This is a genomic window from Dethiosulfovibrio faecalis, assembly GCF_021568795.1.
GTDB lineage: Bacteria > Synergistota > Synergistia > Synergistales > Dethiosulfovibrionaceae > Dethiosulfovibrio > Dethiosulfovibrio faecalis.
This window is the reverse complement of sequence record NZ_JAKGUE010000003.1, coordinates 241255-259516: the sequence shown is the minus strand read 5'-3', so window position 1 is coordinate 259516 and position 18262 is coordinate 241255. Positions and strand designations below refer to the sequence as shown.

Sequence of the window (18262 nt, the reverse complement as noted above, 5' to 3'; positions counted from 1 at the left end):
CACCGTCTCTATATTCTAGATCCTATTACCCACCGCCGATCCCGTCAAGAGAGGTCAGGCAACTCGATCTGTCTCGGTGACCCTATGCTCGTCGTTCCTCCAGCTTTTCGGCGTAGTGGCAGGCAACCCAGCGACCGGGCTCCATCTGACGAAGCTCCGGGGTCTCCACTGTGCACCGTTCCTGGCGGAAGCGGCATCGTCCGGCGAAGCGGCATCCCGCCGGGGGCTCTATGGGGCTGGGAACATCTCCCTCCAGGAGGATTCTGTCTCTGTCGACGTCGACCTTGGCTATCGGTATGGCCGACAGCAGGGCCTGAGTGTAGGGATGGAGGGGGTTCTTGAATATGGATCTGTAGTCGGTGAGCTCCACCATCGACCCGAGGTACATGACGGCGATTCTGTCAGAGACGTGTTTTACCACCGAGAGGTCGTGGGAGATGAAGAGATAGGTCAGTCCCAGCTCTTTCTGGAGGTTTTTCATCAGGTTGAGTATCTGGGCCTGGATGCACACGTCCAGTGCGGAGACCGGCTCGTCCTGAACTATGAATTCCGGGTTCAGGGCGAGGGCCCTGGCTATGCCCACCCTCTGGCGCCGTCCTCCGTCGAGCTCGTGGGGGTAGGCGTTGGTGAGTCTGGCGGCCAATCCGACTATGTCCATGAGCTCCCTGATCCTGGCGGGTCGCTCGGTTTTTCCGGTGTAGCGGTTGTTGACCTCCAGGGGCTCGGATATGAGCTCCGATACGGTCATCCTGGGGTTGAGGCAGGAGTACGGGTCCTGAAAGACCATCTGCATCTTGGTCCTGAGGTTAGCCAGCCTCTTTCCAGAGGCGGAGAGCACGTCCTCTTCGTCCATGAGGACCTGTCCCGCCGTGGCCTCCAGCAGCCTTATGAGGACCCGGCCTGTGGTGGATTTACCGCAGCCCGACTCCCCCACCAGGCCCAGGGTCTCGCCTTTGTCTATGTGGAAGCTAAGGTCGTCCACGGCGTGGAGCATGCCTCTTTTGGTTTTGAAGTATTTTTTGAGGTTGTTGACCTCTATGAGTTTGTTTCCTACTGCGACCATGACGGGCCCTCCTCAGTCTTTCTGGTGCAGGAAACAGGCCACGAAGTGGCCCGGCCTGGCCTCGGTCCAGCGGGGACGCTCGGTGCGGCACCGCTCCATGGCGTGGGTGCACCGGGGGTGGAAGGGGCATCCCGACGGAAGGTTCGTGGGGTCCGGGGTGAGTCCCGGTATGACCTTGAGGAATTCCTCGTCGTCGTCCACGTCCGGTATGGAATTGAACAGTCCCACCGTGTAGGGGTGAAGGGGCTCGGTGTAGAGAGGCCTCTTCTCGGCGTATTCCACCACCGAACCAGCGTACATTATGGCGACCTTTTCGCATATGTCGGCGACCACCCCCAGGTCGTGGGTTATCATGATGAGGGCGGTGTTGAACTTGCGTTTGAGGTCTTTCATGAGCTCCAGCACCTGGGCCTGGATGGTTACGTCCAGGGCGGTGGTGGGCTCGTCCGCTATCAGCAGCGCCGGGTTGCAGGCCAGGGCTATGGCTATGACGACCCTCTGTTTCATTCCCCCGGAGAACTGATGGGGATATTCGTGGGCCCTTTCGGAACGGATTCCGACGACCTCGAGCATTTCCACAGCTATCTTGAGTGCCTCTTTCTTGCTGACGTCGTTGTGGAGCAGCACCATCTCGGCTATCTGTTCGTCAACCGTTATGACCGGGTTTAGGGAGGTCATGGGGTCCTGGAAGATCATGGCGATCTTTCCTCCCCTGACGGAGCGCATTTCCTCCTCGGAGGCCTTGAGAAGGTCTTTTCCCTGAAAGATTATCTTTCCGTCGGTTATCTTACCGGGCGGTTCGGGGATAAGCCCCATTATGGAGAGGGCGGTAGTCGTCTTTCCCGCTCCGGTCTCTCCGACGAAGCCCAGGGATTCGCCCGGGGCCAGCTTCAGTTGCAGGTCCTCCACGGCCCGGACGATTCCGTCCTCGGTGGTGTATTGGACCGAGAGGTCCTGTATGTCCAGCAGCATTTTATCGTTCATTTCCGGTCCCCCGTTCTAGTTCTTCAGCTTGGGGTCCAGGGCGTCTCTTAGTCCGTCGCCCAGGAAGTTGAGAGCCAGTATGGTTATCATGATAGCCAGTCCGGGGAACATGGTCATGTAGGCGTAATCCCGGATGTATTCCCGTCCGCCGGAGAGCATGGCTCCCCATTCGGGGATGGGAGGCTGTATGCCCAGGCCGATGAAGCTGAGCCCAGCGGCGGTCAGGATGGCGAAGGCGACCCCCAGGGTGCCCTGAACTATGATGGGGGCCATGCAGTTGGGCAGTATGTGTCTGAAGATTATCTTGAGGTCCTTGGCTCCCACCGACCTGGCCGCCTCTATGAATTCCTGCTCCCTTATGGAGAGAACCGAGGCCCGGACCAGTCTGGCGTACTGGGGAACGGAGGATATGCCGACGGCTATCATGAGGTTGAAGAGTCCCGGTCCAAGCGAGGCCGCCACCGATATGGCCAGCAGCAGCTGAGGAACGGAGAACAGGACGTCCATGAACCTCATTATGACGTTGTCGATCCGTCCGCCGTAGTAGCCCGCCAAGGCTCCGAGAAATCCTCCGACCAGTATGGAGAAGCTGACCGCAACGAATCCAACCTGTAGGGAGATTCGGCTTCCGTAGACGATGCGGCTGAAGATGTCTCGACCGAACTCGTCCGTTCCGAACCAGTGGGTCGCCGAGGGACTCTCGAAAGCCGCCATGAGGTCCTGTTCCTCGTAGGTATAGGGGGCTATGAAGTCGGCGAAGATGGCGGTTAAGGCCAGCACCACTACTACGAACAGGCCGATCATTGCCAGTCTGTTCTTTTTGAGCCTCCGGAACACCTCGGCCCAGGGGTTTTTCTTCTTTGTCTCTTTGATTACGGTTTCGCTCATTCCGATGCACCTCCTAGGAGACGTACTGGGCCTTGATTCTCGGGTCCAGCCAGGCGTAGACGAGGTCCACCAGGAGGTTGACCACACAGAAGGCCACGGCGATGAAGAGGACTCCGCCCTGTACCACAGGGAAGTCCCTCATCTTGATGGATTCGACCATAAGCCTTCCTACTCCCGGGATGGAGAAGATAAGCTCGGTAAGAACCGCCCCTCCCAGGAGGATGCCGAACTGTATTCCGCTTATGGTTATGACAGGTATGAGGGCGTTGCCCAGGGCGTGTTTCCAGATGACCACCCTTTCCCTCTGTCCCTTGGCCCTGACGGTGCGGATGTAGTCCTGCCTTATGACCTCGAGCATGCTGGATCGGGTCATCCTGGTGATGATGGCCACGGACTGGGCTCCCAGGGTCAAGGCCGGCAGGATCATTGTGGAGACGCTGTCGAAGCCCGACGGGGGAACCCATCCGAGCCTCACGGAGAAGAGCAGTATGAGCAGTATTCCCAGCCAGAAGACCGGCATGGATATGCCGATCATGGCGAAGACGGTGACCACGTTGTCGAACAGGGAGTACTGTTTTATGGCGGACACTATGCCGCAGGGTATTCCCACTATCATGGCTATGATCATGGCCATGGCGGAGAGTTTCAAGGTCACCGGGAAGGCGGCCCAGATTTCCTGGACCACCGGCCTCTTGGTGATGTAGGACCGGCCTATGTCTCCGTGGACGACCGCTTTATAGACGTAGCGTCCGAACTGTACGAAGAAGGGGTCGTTCAGCCCCATCTCCTGTCTCAGCTCGTCCACCGATTCCTGCGGGGCCTGCTCTCCCAGGACCATCCTGGCCGGATCTCCCGGGGTTATGTAGAGCATGGAGAAGACTATGAAGGTCACCCCTATGAGCACCGGAACGAGCATGAGTACCCGCTTGAAGATATATTTGAACATTCCGTTACCTCCCAATGCAGAATGGAAAGCAGGAGCACGGACGAGCCATGCTCCTGCGTCGGGTGCTTAGGTGCTTGAGGTCTTCAGGCTATTTGCCGTCGAAGGTCACCTTGCTGAGATCGTGGAAGCCGAAGGGGCTTACGGTGAATCCCTTGACATAGTCCTGGGTTCCGATGATCTGCTCGTCGTTGTACAGGAACACCCAGGGTCCCCTCTCTCTGAGGGCGTCCTGAATATCGTAGTAGACCTGCTGACGCTCCGGTCCGTCGGGGGTGACTCTTCCCTTTTCGAGAAGGGCGTCGACCTCGTCGTCGCCGTAGAAGGTGAAGTTGTTGTTGCCCTTCATGGACGAGTGGAAGGGAGCGAAGACCGCCATGTCCGGATCGGGGGTCTGGCAGGTCCAGCCGACGATGAACATGTCGTGCTTCTTCTGGGTAAGTCCCTCAAGATAGGCGCCCCACTCGAGGACCTGGATGTCCACCTCGACGCCGATCTTCTTGAGCTGGTTCTGGGCAATGGTGGCTATGTCGATTCTGGCCTTCTTGTCGTTGGTCCAGATGGAGGCCTTGAAGCCGTCGGGATATCCCGCCTCGGCGAGGAGGGCCTTGGCCTTATCCACGTCGTAGGCCATGGGCTTGAGGTCCGGGTTGGCGTATTTTACGTTGGGAGCGATGGGGCCGACCGCGGGGGCTCCCACTCCTCTAAGGACCGCCTTGATGATCTGAGGGGTGGGCAGAGCCATGGTGATGGCCTGACGAACCCTGACGTCGTCGAAGGGGGCCTTCTCGCAGTTGAAGCCGAGGTAGGTGGTGGAGTTGTCGATAAGCCTGAGAAGCTTAAGCTCCTTGTTGGCCTCCACCCTGCTGACGTCGTTGGTGGTTATCTGGTAGGCGATGTCGACGTTGCCGCTCTCGAGCTCGATGGTGCGGTTGGTTCCCTCCGGGATGGCCCTGATGATGAGGGTCTTATAGGCCGGTTTCTCGCCGAAGTAGTCCTCGAAACGCTCCATGACCATCTTGTCGCCGCGGTTCCACTCGACCAGCTTGAAGGGGCCGGTGCCCACCGGGTTCATGCCGTAGTTGTCTCCCGCCTCGGTGACGGCTTTCTCGTTGAGGATGGCTCCTCCGCCCATGTGGGTCATGGAGGGCAGGAAGGCGGCGAAGGGGAACAGGGTCTTGACCTCGACGGTGTAGTCGTCCAGGGCCACTATGCTGTCCGGGTCGATAGCTCCGACGATGTGCTTGACGGCACCGCTGGAGGGAGCCAGGGATCTCTTGAGGCTGAAGACCACGTCGGAGGCCTTGAGCTCCTCGCCGTTGTGGAACTTGACGCCCTTGCGCAGATAGAACCTGTAGGTAAGGTCGTCCACCTGCTCGATCTTCTCGGCCAGATCTCCTACTACCTCGTCCTTGTCGTTGAGTTTGACCAGGCGATTGTAGATGTGGAGCATGGCTCCGGAGGAGGCCACGTCGTTGGTCCCGAACGGATCCAGGGTCTTGGCGTCGTAGACGTTGGCCACGGTCAAGGTGTCGGGGTCCTTCTTCTCCCTGGCGATGGCGGGATTTCCCGCCAGGAGTCCGGCGGAAAGAGCGGCGGCGCAGAATGCCGCGCAGAGTTTGATGCCTTTTGCTTTCATTGTATTCCCTCCCGTATTCAAATTGGTATCCGTTTTAGCGCACCCTGCTGACACTTTGTAGGGCCTGCTTGAATTCGTCAACTGTTCTTTATTTCTCTTTACAGTGCCGACTCTCCGTCCACCAGGACCAGCTCGGGGGCGTTCCTTACGTCGAAGGGGTCGCCGCCCCAGAGGACCAGGTCGGCGTCCTTGCCCGGCTCGATGGAACCCATTCTGTCGTCCACCTCCAGATGTCTGGCCGGAGCTATGGTGAGGGCCTCCAGTGCCGTCTCGGCGTCCAGTCCGGCCCTTATGGCAAGTGCCGCTGCGACGGGGAGGGTCTCTATGGGGATGACCGGATGGTCCGTGATGAGGCAGAAGGATACGCCCGCCTTTTTGAGGGCCAGAAGGGTCTCCCAACCCTTGTTTCTGACCTCTTCCTTGGTCTTGCTGGTGGCTGTGGGACCGACCGCTGCCCGAATCTCTTTCTCCGCCAGGTAGTCCGCTATGAACTGTCCCTCGGTGCAGTGCTCTATGGTGTAGCGAAGGCCGAATTCGTCGCAGATTCTTATGGCGGTGCAGATGTCGTCGGCCCTGTGGCTGTGGATCCTCATGGGCACGGTGCGGTCCAATACGGGAAGGAAGTGCTCCATTCCCTGATCTATGGAGAAATGCTCCCCTTTTTCCTCCGCCCGTTTCTTTTTGTCCCTGTAGTCGAAGGCGTCCTGTATGGCTTTTCTCATGCAGGCGGCGTTGCCCATTCTGGTGGAGGGGAAACGTCCCTTGCCTCCCTGCCAGTTGACCGGGTTTTCGCCCAGAGCGGCCTTCATTCCCGAGTGGGCCCGAACGACCATTTTGTCCACTATGTGCCCCACCGGTTTCAGGATAGCCCCTATTCCCCCGATTATGTTGGCGCTGCCCGGGAGTATCTGCATGCAGGTGATCCCGGCGGACAGGGCGTTGCGGAAGGCTTCGTCGGACGGGTTGATTCCGTCGACGGCCCGCACCGACGGCGTGACCGCCCCGGTGTCCTCATTGACGGCGTTCATCGCCCCGGGAACGGCCTCCTCGCATATTCCCGCATGGACGTGGGCGTCGATGAAGCCCGGGGTGAGTATCTTGCCGGTTCCGTCGATGACCTCGGCCCCCTCCGGCACCGCTCCCCCGGACTGGACGGAGACGATTTTGCCGCCGTCGACGACTACCGTGGCGTTTTCCACGATTCCATTCGTAACCGTCCAAGCCTGGACCTTCGTTATCGCTTTCAACTGTGATCCCCTCCTGTTTTTGGATACCTTGCCTAAGGGACCATTGTATAACAGATGGTATGAACTTACATCGCCTGTAATGTCTTAACCAGATTGAACAGCACCAGGTTGACCGGGGCGGACAGCCCCAGTTTTTCCGCCTCGGCGACCACCGCCCCGTTTATGGCGTCTATCTCGGTTCGCCGTCGGTTCATGACGTCCTGAAGCATGGAGGAACGGTTCTCCGCCGTGGATCGGCACACCTCTTCGACGTGTCTTGCCGGATCGGGATCGTTCAGCACGATGCCCTTTCGCCGGGCCACCTCTAGGGCCTCTTCCACCGCCATCCTCATGAGCTCCTTAGTCTCGGGAAAGTCGAGCAGGCGGCCGTTTCTGAGGCCGGTTATCGCCGTGAGGGCGTTTATGCCGACGTTCACGATGAGTTTTCCCCAGATGAGGCCCATGACGTTTTCGGAGATCTGAACGGAGAACCCCGCTTTTTCGAGGATTTCCGCCAGTTCTTCCAAAAAGGGATCGGTCTTCCCCGAGAGGTTTCCGATCACCGTGGGGCCCTCTCCTGCGTGTTTTATCGACCCCGGACCGAGAAGGGTGGATCCGTGAGCGGTGGTGCCTGCGATAAGGCGGTCTGGACCTACTATGTCGCTCAGGGTCTCCACGTTACCCAGGCCGTTTTGCAGTGTCAGGACCCTGGTACCATCCCCTACCAATCCGAGGGCTCCCTCCATGGCGGTTTTGGTGAGGGTGGCCTTGACGAACACCACCAGCAGATCGACCTGGCCCGCCCGGTTCGGATCGGTGACGGCCTTTATGCCCTTTACTATCCGCTTTCCTCCTATTCCTTCGATTCTGAGTCCGTCGGAGTTTATGCCGTCGACGTGTTCTTTCCAGACGTCTACGAGGGTTACGTCGAATCCAGCCTCGGCGAGTCTGCCGCCGTAGAGGCAGCCCATGGCTCCCGAGCCGAGTATGGCTATCTTCATGGCTTCGGCCTCTTGGCTCAGAGGATGAGACCGTCCAGGTCTTCCCGGGTTATGCCTCCGAACGCGTGTTCCTTCGCTGGGAAGGCTCCGGACTTTATCTCGTCTCTGTATTTCTCCAGTCCCTCCACTATCTGATCGCCGATGTTGGCGTACCTTTTTACGAATTTGGGGACGAATTTGTCGAACATTCCCAGCATATCGTGATATACCAGGACCTGCCCGTCCGTGTGGGCTCCGGCCCCTATTCCTATGGTCGGAATGGAGACCGCCTTGGTGATGGCCCTTCCCAGCTCTTCCGGAACGCACTCCACGACTATGGAGAAGGCTCCGGCCGCCTCCAGGGCCTTGGCGTCGTCCACTATCTTTTGAGCGGCCTCGAGGCTTTTGCCCTGGACCTTGAAGCCTCCGAGAAGAGAGGAGGTCTGAGGGGTGAGCCCTATATGGCCCTGAACGGGGATTCCCGCCTCGACTATGGCTCCGACTATGTCAGGACGGCCACCCTCCAGCTTTATTACGTCGCAACCTCCCTCTTTCATGAGACGGTTGGCGTTGTGTATGGCCTGCTCACGGCTTTCGTTGTAGGATCCGAAGACCATGTCCCCCACTATCATCGGGGTGGGAGCTCCCTTGACGACCGGCTTTATGTGGGCGATCATCTCGTCGGTGGTCAGGGGAACGGTTCCCTCGTTGCCCAAAATGGTCATGGACAGCGAGTCTCCCACCAGGATTATCTCTATGCCCGCCTTTTCGACGAAGCAGGCCTGGGGATAGTCGTAGGCGGTTACCATGGAGATCTTCTCTCCCTTTTGCTTCATTTCCCGCAGTTTCTGGATCGTTACCTTCGTCATGTCGTTCCCCCCGTTTGTCTTTTAGAGAATAGATCACGAAAAAAGAGAGCCCGAGGGCTCTCTCTAAGTATAAGGCTAAATCCTTCCGTCATGCGGAAACTCGTCGAACAGACAGGGCGGCTCAGCAGATCGCCCCGCCGATTTTCTTGTGATCGTCCTCCACCGTTACCGCTGCGGCGAGGGCGGCCTCCAGTCCCTCCACTATGCAGTCCAGGGACATGCTCGGCTGTCCTCCCAGCCTGGCGGCCTGTTCCGGGAGGTAGGGTATGTGGACGAAGCCGCCTTTTCTGCGGTTGCCCTCCTTGGCGAGTATGTGCATCAGGCCGTAAAAAACGTGGTTGCAGACGAAGGTTCCGGCGGTGTTGGAGACCGAGGCGGGAACGCCCTTTTCCTTCATGGCTGAGACCATGGCCTTTATCGGAAGGGTGGAACGATAGGCGGCGGGACCTTCGGGGGCGATTAAATCGTCCACCGGCTGGTTGCCGTCGTTGTCCTTTATCCTGTAGTCGTCCACGTTTATGGCAATTCTCTCCGGAGTGACGTCGGTCCGTCCTCCCGCCTGACCTACGGAGACCACCACGTCAGGATCCACCTCGGCTATGGCCTTTTCCAGTTTCTCCAGCGATTTCCAGCGAACGGTGGGAAGCTCGCAGAAAGAAACGGACGCTCCCGCCACGGTTTTTCCGTTCAGCTTTTTGACCGCCTCGAGGGCCGGGTTGACCGGCTCTCCTCCGAAGGGTTCGAATCCTGTGAGCAATATCTTCATGTTTTTACCTCCTAAAAAGCGAGAAAGTACATCAGGGCTATGTTTACGCAGAGCATCGGAACGGCCGTCGCTATCTGGGCTTTGATGACGCCGTTTTTATCTTCCATCTCGAGAAGAGCCGCCGGGACCACGTTGAAATTGGCCGCCATGGGAGTCATGAGGGTGCCGCAGTAGCCGGAGAGCATCCCTATAACACCGGCTATGGCGGGGTTGGCTCCGTGCATAACTATCACCAGGGGGATGCCTATTCCCGTGGTGATAACGGCGAAGGCGGCGAAAGCGTTGCCCATTATCATGGTGAAAAGGGCCATTCCGACGCAGTAGGCGATCACGGTAGCCAGAGCGCTTCCGGTCGGGACCACCGACGAGACCATCTGGGCTATGACCCCTCCGACGCCGGCCTTGTCGAAAAGGAAGCCCAACGCCGCCAGAAACTGGGACAGTATGACGGCCCATCCTATGGCGTCGATGAGACGGCGTCCCTCGTTTACCGCCGTGCCGATTCCGTTGCCGGTCAGGAGTACGACGGCTATCAACCCGGCGATGGAACCCAATCCCAAGCCTACCAGAGCTCCCAGCGAGGTGAACTTGGCCACCAGAAACGTGACGACCGGTATTATCAGGGTGGGGAGGAAGAGTCTGTTGCCGAACTTTTTAGCTTCCCTGGTCTTCTCCTCTTTGGACGCTTCGCCGTAGAATCCGGACCCCAGGCCCTTGCAGCTCGCTATCACCGCCATCAGGACCACCATGCCCCCGATTATTCCGTCCGGTATGATTTTGCCGAATAGGAAGGTGACGCCGTAAAGGGCCCAGAAGACCGCCGTGCCGACCCTCTTGGCGTTGTTTTTGTCCAGGAAGGATCGAAGGGCGAAGACCATCAGCAGAAGCCCCGTGACGACGTACATGTGATCCAGAGTTATCTTCATCGGTTTTCCTCCTCCGATTCCAGAGACAGATTCTTCATCCTGCGATCGAACATGGTGTAACGCACCGTCGCGAGGGCCAGAGCGGCCAGAGCGGTGGGAACGGCGTAGAGCGCCATGGACAGCAGGTCGACCGAGTATCCGGCCTGTTCCATGACTCCCTTTATGAGCAGAAGCCCTCCGGCCGCTATGAATATGAGCTGACCGAAGAAGTTGCCGTAGTTCTCCGCCGCCGCGGCCATTCCCCTTATCTCGTCCAACACGGCTTGGGGAAGAGTTCTACCTTTGGCAACCGCCCCTTCCGCCATGGGTGAGATTATGGGTCTTATGAAGGTGGGGTGTCCTCCGAGCTGGAGCCCCACGGCGCTGGTGGCCTGGCGGAACACCATGTAGAGAAGCATTATCCTTCCCGCAGTGGCGCCTTTCAGCTTCATTATGAAGAGCTCCGCCTGCTCCCTGAGACCGTGACGTTCGAGCAGCCCTATGACCGGCAAGGTCAAGATGAAGAGAGACATATACCGATTGGTCACGAAGGCGGTTCCTATGGCCTCCAGTATCTCATAGGGTCCCATTCCTCCGGCCAGACCGGAGGAGAACCCCGCCACTATGACGACGAGTAGAGGGTTGAGCCTCAGCCCCAATCCCACTATGACGACCAACACGCCTACCAACCTGATCATTTTCTATCCCCTTTCGATTACGACAGGAAACGCTTTCACTGGACCCTGTCGGTGTACTTCGCCAGTCCCTTCATGTCCTTTATGACGATTTTTCTGTTTACCTTTTCCAGAAGTCCCTCTTCGAAAAAGGATTTCAGTATCCTGGATATGGTGATCCTGGAACAGCCTACGTTGTAGGCCAGTTCGCTCTGGGTGAGGGCGGTGGTTATCATTCCCTCGGTCATCTCGGCGTCCTCCGTGTCGGAGCAGGCGTAAAGCCGTATGAGAGCGTCGGCCACCCGTCCGGTGGAGTCGTTGAAGACGTTGTTTGCAAGCTGCAACGTGACTATGCGGAATTTCCTGGTCATGCTGTGGATGAAGTAGCGGTAGGCCTCGGGGTTGTCCCGGAGCTCTCCATCCAGGACCGCCTGGCCGATGTAGGATACGGCGGAGGGTTCCTTGGCGTAGAGGACGTAGTTGAGCGAGCCTCCGTCGATGAGGTCCATCTCGCCGAACAATTCGCCGGGGCGGAGGACGTAGAGCAATTTCTCCCTGCCCGAGGAGCTTATGATGGCCTTGGAGATCTTTCCTTCCACCACGATGCCGAAACATTTTCCCCGCCTTCCAGGCTCCACGACGTCGTTTCTAGGGTATCTCTTGAGTTTTCCCCGAGGGGCCAGAGTTTCCTTGAAGTAGTTCCTCATCTCCAGCTGCTTCTTCTCGTCGAAGACCTCGCGGTAGTAGTTTTTTCCTTCGTTCACCGTTATCTCGCCTCCATCTCTCCTGGCGATTCAAGAACATACACATAAGTATAGACAATGTATTTTTTGAAATCTGTAGTCCAGGCTACAAAAAAGGAGCGCCCCTTTTAAGGGGAGCTCCTAAGAGAGGTTCTTTTCGGGTTTATCTATCTCCTGCCGAAAAGGGCCAACATGGGCAGACCCAGGAGGAGAGCCGCCGGAGCGAATCCGACGGAACATCCGCCGCCGCCGGAGGAACCGGAGCTTCGTTCATAGGTTCCGGTTAAAGTGCCGGACCCTCCGTTAAGGACGACCATGTTCTGAGGGCTATCGATCCGCCATCCGACGACCTGTTTGAACTGGACGGAGTAATCTCCCGGTGGAAGGGACGGAACCGTCGTACCGGAGGAATACCAGGTGCGTCCTTCGTCGATGGACCATGCGGCCCCGGCGGTAACGACGGCCGCGGGCTCTATGAGTACCTTGAGAGATCCGTATGACGCAAAGGACGACTCGGTTCCAAAGGCCTTGATACAGACGTTAGCCGTGCCGTCTACCGACGAGGTCGCATCGGTCCAGCTCGTCCCGTCGGAGGAGAGATAGCTTTGACCGGCCGAGGCCGTGGCCTTGTCGGTGTATCCGGCGATCCGATATTCGACCGCTACGGGGAAAGAGTAACCAGGAGTGGTCAGGTGAATCACCACGGAGAATCTCTCTCCCGCCGCGACGGTAACGGGCTTGTAGAGCTCCACCGTGTGGTAGCCGGGCTCCTGAGCGGTGCCGGTCTGTCCGTATACCACTGGGGTTCCCGTAGTGGGATCACCGGTGACGCCCGTATAGACGGAGATGGAATAGGTGTTACCGACTCCTCCGGCGTAAAAGGAGACGGCCCTTATCGTTTCGTTCCCTCTGGCCGTGAAGACGTTGGCCATCCATGCCGTGTCGGTGGACATTCCTGTGGGTGTGACGGAATTGCACCATCCCAGAGGATCGTATTGATATACGACGTCGTAGGTTATAGGATCGCTGCCTACGTAGGCGGCACCGGTGTCCATGACGGCGTCCTCGTAGGACAGGTAGAAATAGCCCTTGTCGCCCCAATCGGCACCCCAGGAGTTCTTAACTATCCAGGCTCCGTCGGAGGACGGCTGGTTGGCCGGATTGAAGTTGGTCCTGGAGTAGTTGTCGTCCCAGCCGACCACCGTGACGGCGTGGTTGGCGGAACCCAAAGAAAACCCGTCGGGGTTGTCCGAGGGAGTGTAGGACGCGTAGGTGGAAGGGTTGAAATAGGGAGATCCGACCCAGTTTCCACCTTGTGGATCGCCGGCGTACATGCCCACCGAAACGGCTCCGTAGTTCATGAGGGCGGTCTTGATGTTTTCCACGCTGGCCTTCTGATATCTAGTGGAACTGTCGTAGTAAAAGTAATAGACGTTCCTGAGGGATCTGGACAGGACGGTGGAGGCTGCCGGAGCTACCGCACCGTAGGGGGCTTCCGATTCGTTGACGGCTCCGGTCCCCCGGACCAGGAGGGCTATGGCCTTGAAGTCGTCTCCTCCGTTGTCCATGAGATCGGGGAAGTCGTATAAACCGTAGTTCCCGAACCCGACGAGCTCGTTGGACTGATTTACGTAGCCGTAGTAGGCAAGAAACTGCTCGGCGTAATCGGGATCGACCACTCCCGCCTTGAGGGAGGTCGATTCCATGGATGCCGTTGCGCTGAAGGTCCAGCAGGCACCGTAGGGATCCTGATCCCTGACGGGGGAAACCAGTCCGAGGGTCCTCAGATCGTAGTTTACAGGGAACGACGACGCTCCCTTACCTTCCGAATCGAACACCGACGCTCCCGCCAGATGGCTAAGGTCCACCGGAGAGGGAATCCTTCCCCTATAAACGTTACCGTCTGCGGCGACTTTACCCTCTTCCGACTGCCTTTCCATGTAGCTTTCGAAGGCGGGGTTTAACGGGGCCACGTCTGCCCAGACAGCGACCGCGCTCGCCATGACTATTACGGCACATAGAAGTATTTTTACCAAATTTTTCATGTACCTACTCCCCTTTCTCGTTTTCGATAAGTTCATCTCGTCAGCTTAAAGACGAAGGGCCTCCGACATCGGAAGAGGCCCTTCGTTTCTATTTAACAACGACACCGACGAAAGTGTCAATAAAAAATACAATCTTTTACCGCGTAATCTCCTCCCACTCCCTTGGATTCGCCAGAATATGGTCCAATACGGCGGAAGCGACTCTGTATCCGTTCGTCATACCAATGGAGAATCCTCCGGAAGAAGCCTTCAGACTTTCCCTAACGGTCTGCCCGGGATGGGGACGATCGAAATTAACCACGTCTCTTATCACCAGATAACGATTTAGATATCCGAAATTTCTAAGCACCGCCGCAAAAGCGCTGTCCTCCATCTGGGTAACCATATAGGTTTCGGCTCCATAAACTGCACATACGTGATCGGCCGCCACGGAACTACCTCTGCCGTGCCAGTAGGAATCTCCCGTTACGGAAACGCCGTACTGAATCGACGGAACTCCGTTCGCCACCTTCTGAGGGTACAGAGCCCTATATGCCTTTGCCTCGGAACAATCTGCCAATTCGACCTCGTCACAGGCTTCTCTAGCTTTTTTTAACAACTCGCGATTCAACGAGATATATCCGACCTCGGCGAAGTCGTCCATCGCCATGAAAGTCGGGGTTCCCGGAAGACAGTCCGACTGCTTCCATCCATGCCCCAGCTCGTAGTCCACCACGGCATCGCAGATAACTACCGACCCCAGGGTACTCCTTTCGGGAGAGGCTCCGGCACAACCGGAGGTTATGAAATAGGTTCCGTCGAAATCGAACCGCGGATCGGAGAGAATAGCAGTCAGGGTCGACGCCGCCTGAGCCTTACCCTCTCCCACTACCGCTCCCGCTACGCCGGACTCCGCCACGAACAAAGGATTGGGAGCCCCCTTCACATCGTAAGAGACTGCATCGGACAGATAGCCCTCGTAAAAATGTTGAAATTCCCCGGCGAAATCTCCCGAGTAGTCTCCTATCTCGAACATCGCCATTACCAACGCCTTTATCTTGACCGGTTCATCGGCATACAGTGTCCCGGCAGAAAGAACGACCGCAGCAATCGCAGTCAGAATCGCTTTTCTTATCCTGATCACACAAATCACTCCCAGCATCATAGAATATTATTCATCTTACATCGGACAAATTTTCGGATCAACTGAGAAGATATATTTCAAGACATCGATGAGACAGTCGACTCCAGTGCCCATAAGGATATAAAGACCATCTCACCAGGTCGCCACTGTTCCGTCGGCTCTGGGCTCGGTGGCTCCTACCAGGCTGCCTTTGTCGGTTTTCAGTATTATCTGTCCTCTGCCGAAGGAGTCCGGCTCGAGGACAACCGTTATATGGTGACCCATCCGGGAGAGGGCCCGAGCCATGTCGGACGGGAAGGACTGCTCCACCGAGACGTCCAGCCCGCCGGTCCACTGCCATCTGGGGGCATCCAGGGCCTCCTGAGGGTTCATTCCCCTCCGGACCAGGTTGGTTATAACCTGAAGGTGGCCCTGAGGCTGCATGTAGCCTCCCATTACACCGAAGGGACCCAGGGGCTCGCCGCCCTTGGTGAGAAAGCCGGGAATTATGGTGTGATAGGGCCTCTTTCCCGGCATGATCTCGTTGGGATGGCCCGGCTCCATCGAGAAGCCCAGCCCCCTGTTGTTGAGGGCTATTCCCGTTCCGGGGACGACGACGCCGGAACCGAAGCCGGTGTAGTTGCTCTGTATCATTGAGACCATGTTGCCGAAGCCGTCGGCCGTCGCCAGGTAGACGGTGCCGCCCGAGTTGGGATCGCCGGGTTCGGGCCGAGCGGCCCTGTCTCCCAGCAGGCGACTCCGCTCGGCAAGATAACCGTCGGACAGCAGCCGGTCCACCGGAACATCCGCCATATGGGGATCGCATATGTAGCGGTGTCCGTCCGCGAAGGCCAGCTTCAGAGCCTCTATGGAGCGGTGGACCGACTCGGGCGAGTTAGGATCGGAGGGCTCCGGACCGTTCAGTATCCCCAGGGCCATCAGGGCGACCATGCCCTGGCCGTTCGGCGGCAGCTCCCAGGCGGTAAGGCCTCCGTAGTCCACCGAGAGGGGCTCCACCCATTCGGGAGTGTATTCCACCAGGTCCTCGAAGGCGAGGAGACCGCCTGTCTCGGAGGCGAAGGAGACGATCCTATCGGCCAGCTCGCCCTGATAAAGATCCCTGCCGTCGGAACGGGCTATCAGCTCCAATGTTTTTCCGTGATGCACCAGACGGACGATATCTCCCGGCTCGGGGGTTTTTCCGTCGAACACGAAGGTGTCTTTCCACGGGGAAAGGGCGGGGTCGCCGGAGGTTCCGTATTTATCCAGGGCCAGATTCCAGTTTTTCGACACCGTAGGAGGCACGGCCACGCCCTGTTTAGCCAGGTCCACCGCAGGGGCCAGGACCTCCGATAGGGGCAGACGGCCCATCCTCTTTGACATGGCCGCCCAGGTTGCGACGGCTCCGGGAACGCATACGGGAAGCCACCCCATGGAGGGCAGCCGGGAAAGTCCCTTCTTATTTAATAAGTCTCTCGTAAGAGTCTTGGGGGAAGGTCCGCTGCCGTTTATGCCGTAGAGCCTTCCGTCTTTGCATATTATGGCGAAGGCGTCGCTACCCAGGCCGTTGCTGGTGGGCTCCACCACCGTCAAGGCCGCAGCGGTGGCGATTGCCGCGTCCACGGCATTTCCACCTTTTTTGAGCGTATCCAGACCGGCCTGGGCGGCCTGAGGATGGGAGGTAGCCACCATTCCACGGGAACCGTAGACCAGAGCCCGTCTGGACGGATATCTGTAGCGCTGAGGATCGAAAGCCTTCATCCCTTATCTCCCTCCTTGTATGAATCTCCGACTTCATCTTCCATTATACGATGGAAGATAAATATCGATAGGAAATCGTAAGGTTTTTGTCCTACAATAGCCCAAAGGGGTGATGGACATGAACAAGGGTTACCTTTCGTCGGTGACGTTGAAAAACCTGACCGCCTTCTCCTCCGTCACAGGTCGTTTTTCACCGGGACTGAACGTGCTGGTGGGAGAGGGAGGTTCGGGCAAGTCTCACATGATGAAGTTTCTCTACGGAGCCTGCGAGGCCTCGCTGGGCCAGAGGAGTTTCCCCGAGAAGCTGACCAGGCTGTTCATGCCCCTGGGCGGACGGATCGGACGTCTGGTGCGGAGGGGAGAGGAGCTGTCCTCCGGTGCCATAGAGGTCAGGAAGACGAGAGACGGCGGAGAGGACCACATTCTATGTTCCTTCGACGATAGTGCGGATAGCCCGAGCGAGGTTGAGATGGTGGGAGAGAGGGAGTGGCTGGCCCATCCCCTCGAGAGCGTTTTTCTGCCTGTGAAGGAGATGCTGGTCCACGCTCCGAACTTCACGGCGCTTCACCGGGCGGGGCGGCTGGCCTTCGACGACACCTACGCCGACGTGATAGAGAGGGCCATGGCCCAGCCGGACGCACCTCTGGACGAGGACATGACGGAGCTGGCCCTGGATCTGGAGCGGCGTATAGGCGGTCAGGTGGTGGAGAGAGAGGGAGGCTTTTTCCTTCAGTCCGAATACGACGATCTGGAGTTCTCCCTGATGGCGGAGGGGCTGAGAAAGCTCGGCGTTCTCTGGAGGCTGATACGAAACGGCACCCTCACGGGAGGGAGCGTCCTCTTCTGGGACGAGCCGGAGGCGAACGTAAACCCGTCGGCCATAGGACCTATGATGGAGATCGTCCTGGCGATACAGAGAAGAGGGGTCCAGGTTTTTCTGGCCACCCACGATTACGTGGTGCTAAAGGAGCTGGACCTCAGGGCAAAGGAGGAGGACGACATTCGCTTCCACGCCCTGTTCCGAAACGGCAGGGGGATAGACATATCCTCTACGGAGGACTATCCGTCGCTTCACCCCAACGTGATATCCCAGGTCTTCATGGACCTCTACCACAGGGACGCCACCAGGGCCCTTCTGGAATCGGAGGAGGGAGAGAGTTGAGCTGGACCAGGGAGAAGGAGCTGTTTCTAAACCTCTCGGCGGCGGAGAGCTGGATAAAGCTGGACGAGCCGGGAGAGGCCCGTCCCATAGGCATGGCCCTGGTGGACTTCGTCATAATGGAAAGGGAACGAACCATAATGGTGGAGGTCAAGGACCCGTCGGATCAGGGCGCCCCGGAGAGGGAGAGGCATTCCTTCGTGAGACGGCTTTCGGGAGACGAGTACCTGGCGGGAAGGCTGATCCCCAAGGCCAGGGACAGCTACTGCTACCTGCACCTCATGGGACTGGACGATAAGCCCATCCTGTTCGTGCTTCTTCTGGGTCTGGAGAGGACCCCTGTGGAGGCGGCCCAGCTTCTGGCCACCAAGGAGAGGATCCTCTCCAAGCTGAGATGGGAGTCCGACCGGCCCTGGAGCCATCCCTACGTGAAGGACTGCGCCGTTGTGACGGTGGACGGCTGGAGGTGCTACCTGCCGAAATATCCCATAAAGAGGTGCACCCCCGAAAAATAA

At 58.1% G+C, this 18262-nt stretch carries 17 protein-coding genes; 2 read left to right on the top strand and 15 right to left on the bottom strand.

Annotated elements, in window-relative coordinates:
• Positions 1-82 precede the first annotated feature (82 nt).
• The 15 genes from L2W58_RS04745 to L2W58_RS04675 form a co-directional block, all read right to left on the bottom strand.
• Positions 83-1063: an ABC transporter ATP-binding protein gene (locus tag L2W58_RS04745; protein ID WP_236101944.1), complete on the bottom strand. Its 981-nt coding sequence runs from the start codon at positions 1061-1063 to the stop codon at positions 83-85.
• Positions 1064-1075: 12 nt separating this feature from the next.
• A complete protein-coding gene (locus L2W58_RS04740) occupies positions 1076-2047 on the bottom strand; it encodes an ABC transporter ATP-binding protein (RefSeq protein WP_274705046.1) in 972 nt (323 codons plus the stop codon).
• A gap of 15 nt (positions 2048-2062) precedes the next feature.
• Complete coding sequence (locus L2W58_RS04735) at positions 2063-2935, bottom strand: ABC transporter permease (RefSeq protein WP_236101942.1); 873 nt, start codon at positions 2933-2935, stop codon at positions 2063-2065.
• A 13-nt stretch (positions 2936-2948) separates the two neighbouring features.
• On the bottom strand, positions 2949-3881 hold the full coding sequence (gene nikB, locus L2W58_RS04730) for a nickel ABC transporter permease (RefSeq protein ID WP_236101940.1): 933 nt from the start codon (positions 3879-3881) through the stop codon (positions 2949-2951).
• 88 nt (positions 3882-3969) lie between these two features.
• Positions 3970-5517: an ABC transporter substrate-binding protein gene (locus tag L2W58_RS04725; protein ID WP_236101937.1), complete on the bottom strand. Its 1548-nt coding sequence runs from the start codon at positions 5515-5517 to the stop codon at positions 3970-3972.
• A 98-nt stretch (positions 5518-5615) separates the two neighbouring features.
• Entirely contained in the window at positions 5616-6764 is a 1149-nt protein-coding gene (locus L2W58_RS04720; protein WP_236101936.1) for an amidohydrolase, read from the bottom strand.
• 65 nt (positions 6765-6829) lie between these two features.
• Positions 6830-7744 carry a ketopantoate reductase family protein gene (locus L2W58_RS04715; protein WP_236101934.1) on the bottom strand — a complete coding sequence of 305 codons (915 nt, stop codon included), beginning with the start codon at positions 7742-7744 and terminating at the stop codon, positions 6830-6832.
• A 17-nt stretch (positions 7745-7761) separates the two neighbouring features.
• Entirely contained in the window at positions 7762-8592 is an 831-nt protein-coding gene (gene panB / locus L2W58_RS04710; RefSeq protein WP_236101932.1) for a 3-methyl-2-oxobutanoate hydroxymethyltransferase, read from the bottom strand.
• A gap of 121 nt (positions 8593-8713) precedes the next feature.
• Positions 8714-9358, bottom strand: a complete 645-nt coding sequence (pcp, locus tag L2W58_RS04705; RefSeq protein WP_236101931.1) for a pyroglutamyl-peptidase I — start codon at positions 9356-9358, stop codon at positions 8714-8716.
• Positions 9359-9369: 11 nt separating this feature from the next.
• Entirely contained in the window at positions 9370-10284 is a 915-nt protein-coding gene (locus L2W58_RS04700; RefSeq protein ID WP_236101929.1) for a DUF979 domain-containing protein, read from the bottom strand.
• On the bottom strand, positions 10281-10961 hold the full coding sequence (locus L2W58_RS04695) for a DUF969 domain-containing protein (RefSeq protein WP_236101927.1): 681 nt from the start codon (positions 10959-10961) through the stop codon (positions 10281-10283). Before L2W58_RS04695 ends, L2W58_RS04700 begins: the two co-directional genes overlap by 4 nt.
• Before the next feature lie 35 nt (positions 10962-10996).
• Positions 10997-11701 carry a Crp/Fnr family transcriptional regulator gene (locus L2W58_RS04690; RefSeq protein WP_236101925.1) on the bottom strand — a complete coding sequence of 235 codons (705 nt, stop codon included), beginning with the start codon at positions 11699-11701 and terminating at the stop codon, positions 10997-10999.
• A gap of 146 nt (positions 11702-11847) precedes the next feature.
• Positions 11848-13725, bottom strand: coding sequence for a lectin like domain-containing protein (locus L2W58_RS04685; protein WP_236101923.1), 1878 nt, complete (start codon positions 13723-13725; stop codon positions 11848-11850).
• Positions 13726-13861: 136 nt separating this feature from the next.
• Positions 13862-14848 carry a purine nucleoside permease gene (locus L2W58_RS04680; RefSeq protein WP_236101921.1) on the bottom strand — a complete coding sequence of 329 codons (987 nt, stop codon included), beginning with the start codon at positions 14846-14848 and terminating at the stop codon, positions 13862-13864.
• Positions 14849-14980: 132 nt separating this feature from the next.
• Positions 14981-16588, bottom strand: a complete 1608-nt coding sequence (locus L2W58_RS04675; protein WP_236101919.1) for a gamma-glutamyltransferase family protein — start codon at positions 16586-16588, stop codon at positions 14981-14983.
• A 118-nt stretch (positions 16589-16706) separates the two neighbouring features.
• Between L2W58_RS04675 and L2W58_RS04670 the strand changes: the two genes are divergently transcribed.
• Both L2W58_RS04670 and L2W58_RS04665 read left to right on the top strand, forming a co-directional pair.
• Positions 16707-17750 carry an AAA family ATPase gene (locus tag L2W58_RS04670; protein ID WP_236101917.1) on the top strand — a complete coding sequence of 348 codons (1044 nt, stop codon included), beginning with the start codon at positions 16707-16709 and terminating at the stop codon, positions 17748-17750.
• Positions 17747-18262, top strand: coding sequence for a hypothetical protein (locus tag L2W58_RS04665; protein WP_236101915.1), 516 nt, complete (start codon positions 17747-17749; stop codon positions 18260-18262). The genes L2W58_RS04670 and L2W58_RS04665 overlap by 4 nt, the downstream gene beginning before the upstream one ends.

Bases quoted from the DNA above. Each gene is read 5' to 3' on its own strand.
- L2W58_RS04745 (WP_236101944.1), bottom strand. From the start codon at position 1,063: ATGGTCGCAGTAGGAAACAAACTCATAGAGGTCAACAACCTCAAAAAA.
- L2W58_RS04740 (WP_274705046.1), bottom strand. From the start codon at position 2,047: ATGAACGATAAAATGCTGCTGGACATACAGGACCTCTCGGTCCAATAC.
- L2W58_RS04735 (WP_236101942.1), bottom strand. From the start codon at position 2,935: ATGAGCGAAACCGTAATCAAAGAGACAAAGAAGAAAAACCCCTGGGCC.
- nikB (WP_236101940.1), bottom strand. From the start codon at position 3,881: ATGTTCAAATATATCTTCAAGCGGGTACTCATGCTCGTTCCGGTGCTC.
- L2W58_RS04725 (WP_236101937.1), bottom strand. From the start codon at position 5,517: ATGAAAGCAAAAGGCATCAAACTCTGCGCGGCATTCTGCGCCGCCGCT.
- L2W58_RS04715 (WP_236101934.1), bottom strand. From the start codon at position 7,744: ATGAAGATAGCCATACTCGGCTCGGGAGCCATGGGCTGCCTCTACGGC.
- panB (WP_236101932.1), bottom strand. From the start codon at position 8,592: ATGACGAAGGTAACGATCCAGAAACTGCGGGAAATGAAGCAAAAGGGA.
- pcp (WP_236101931.1), bottom strand. From the start codon at position 9,358: ATGAAGATATTGCTCACAGGATTCGAACCCTTCGGAGGAGAGCCGGTC.
- L2W58_RS04700 (WP_236101929.1), bottom strand. From the start codon at position 10,284: ATGAAGATAACTCTGGATCACATGTACGTCGTCACGGGGCTTCTGCTG.
- L2W58_RS04695 (WP_236101927.1), bottom strand. From the start codon at position 10,961: ATGATCAGGTTGGTAGGCGTGTTGGTCGTCATAGTGGGATTGGGGCTG.
- L2W58_RS04685 (WP_236101923.1), bottom strand. From the start codon at position 13,725: ATGAAAAATTTGGTAAAAATACTTCTATGTGCCGTAATAGTCATGGCG.
- L2W58_RS04675 (WP_236101919.1), bottom strand. From the start codon at position 16,588: ATGAAGGCTTTCGATCCTCAGCGCTACAGATATCCGTCCAGACGGGCT.
- L2W58_RS04670 (WP_236101917.1), top strand. From the start codon at position 16,707: ATGAACAAGGGTTACCTTTCGTCGGTGACGTTGAAAAACCTGACCGCC.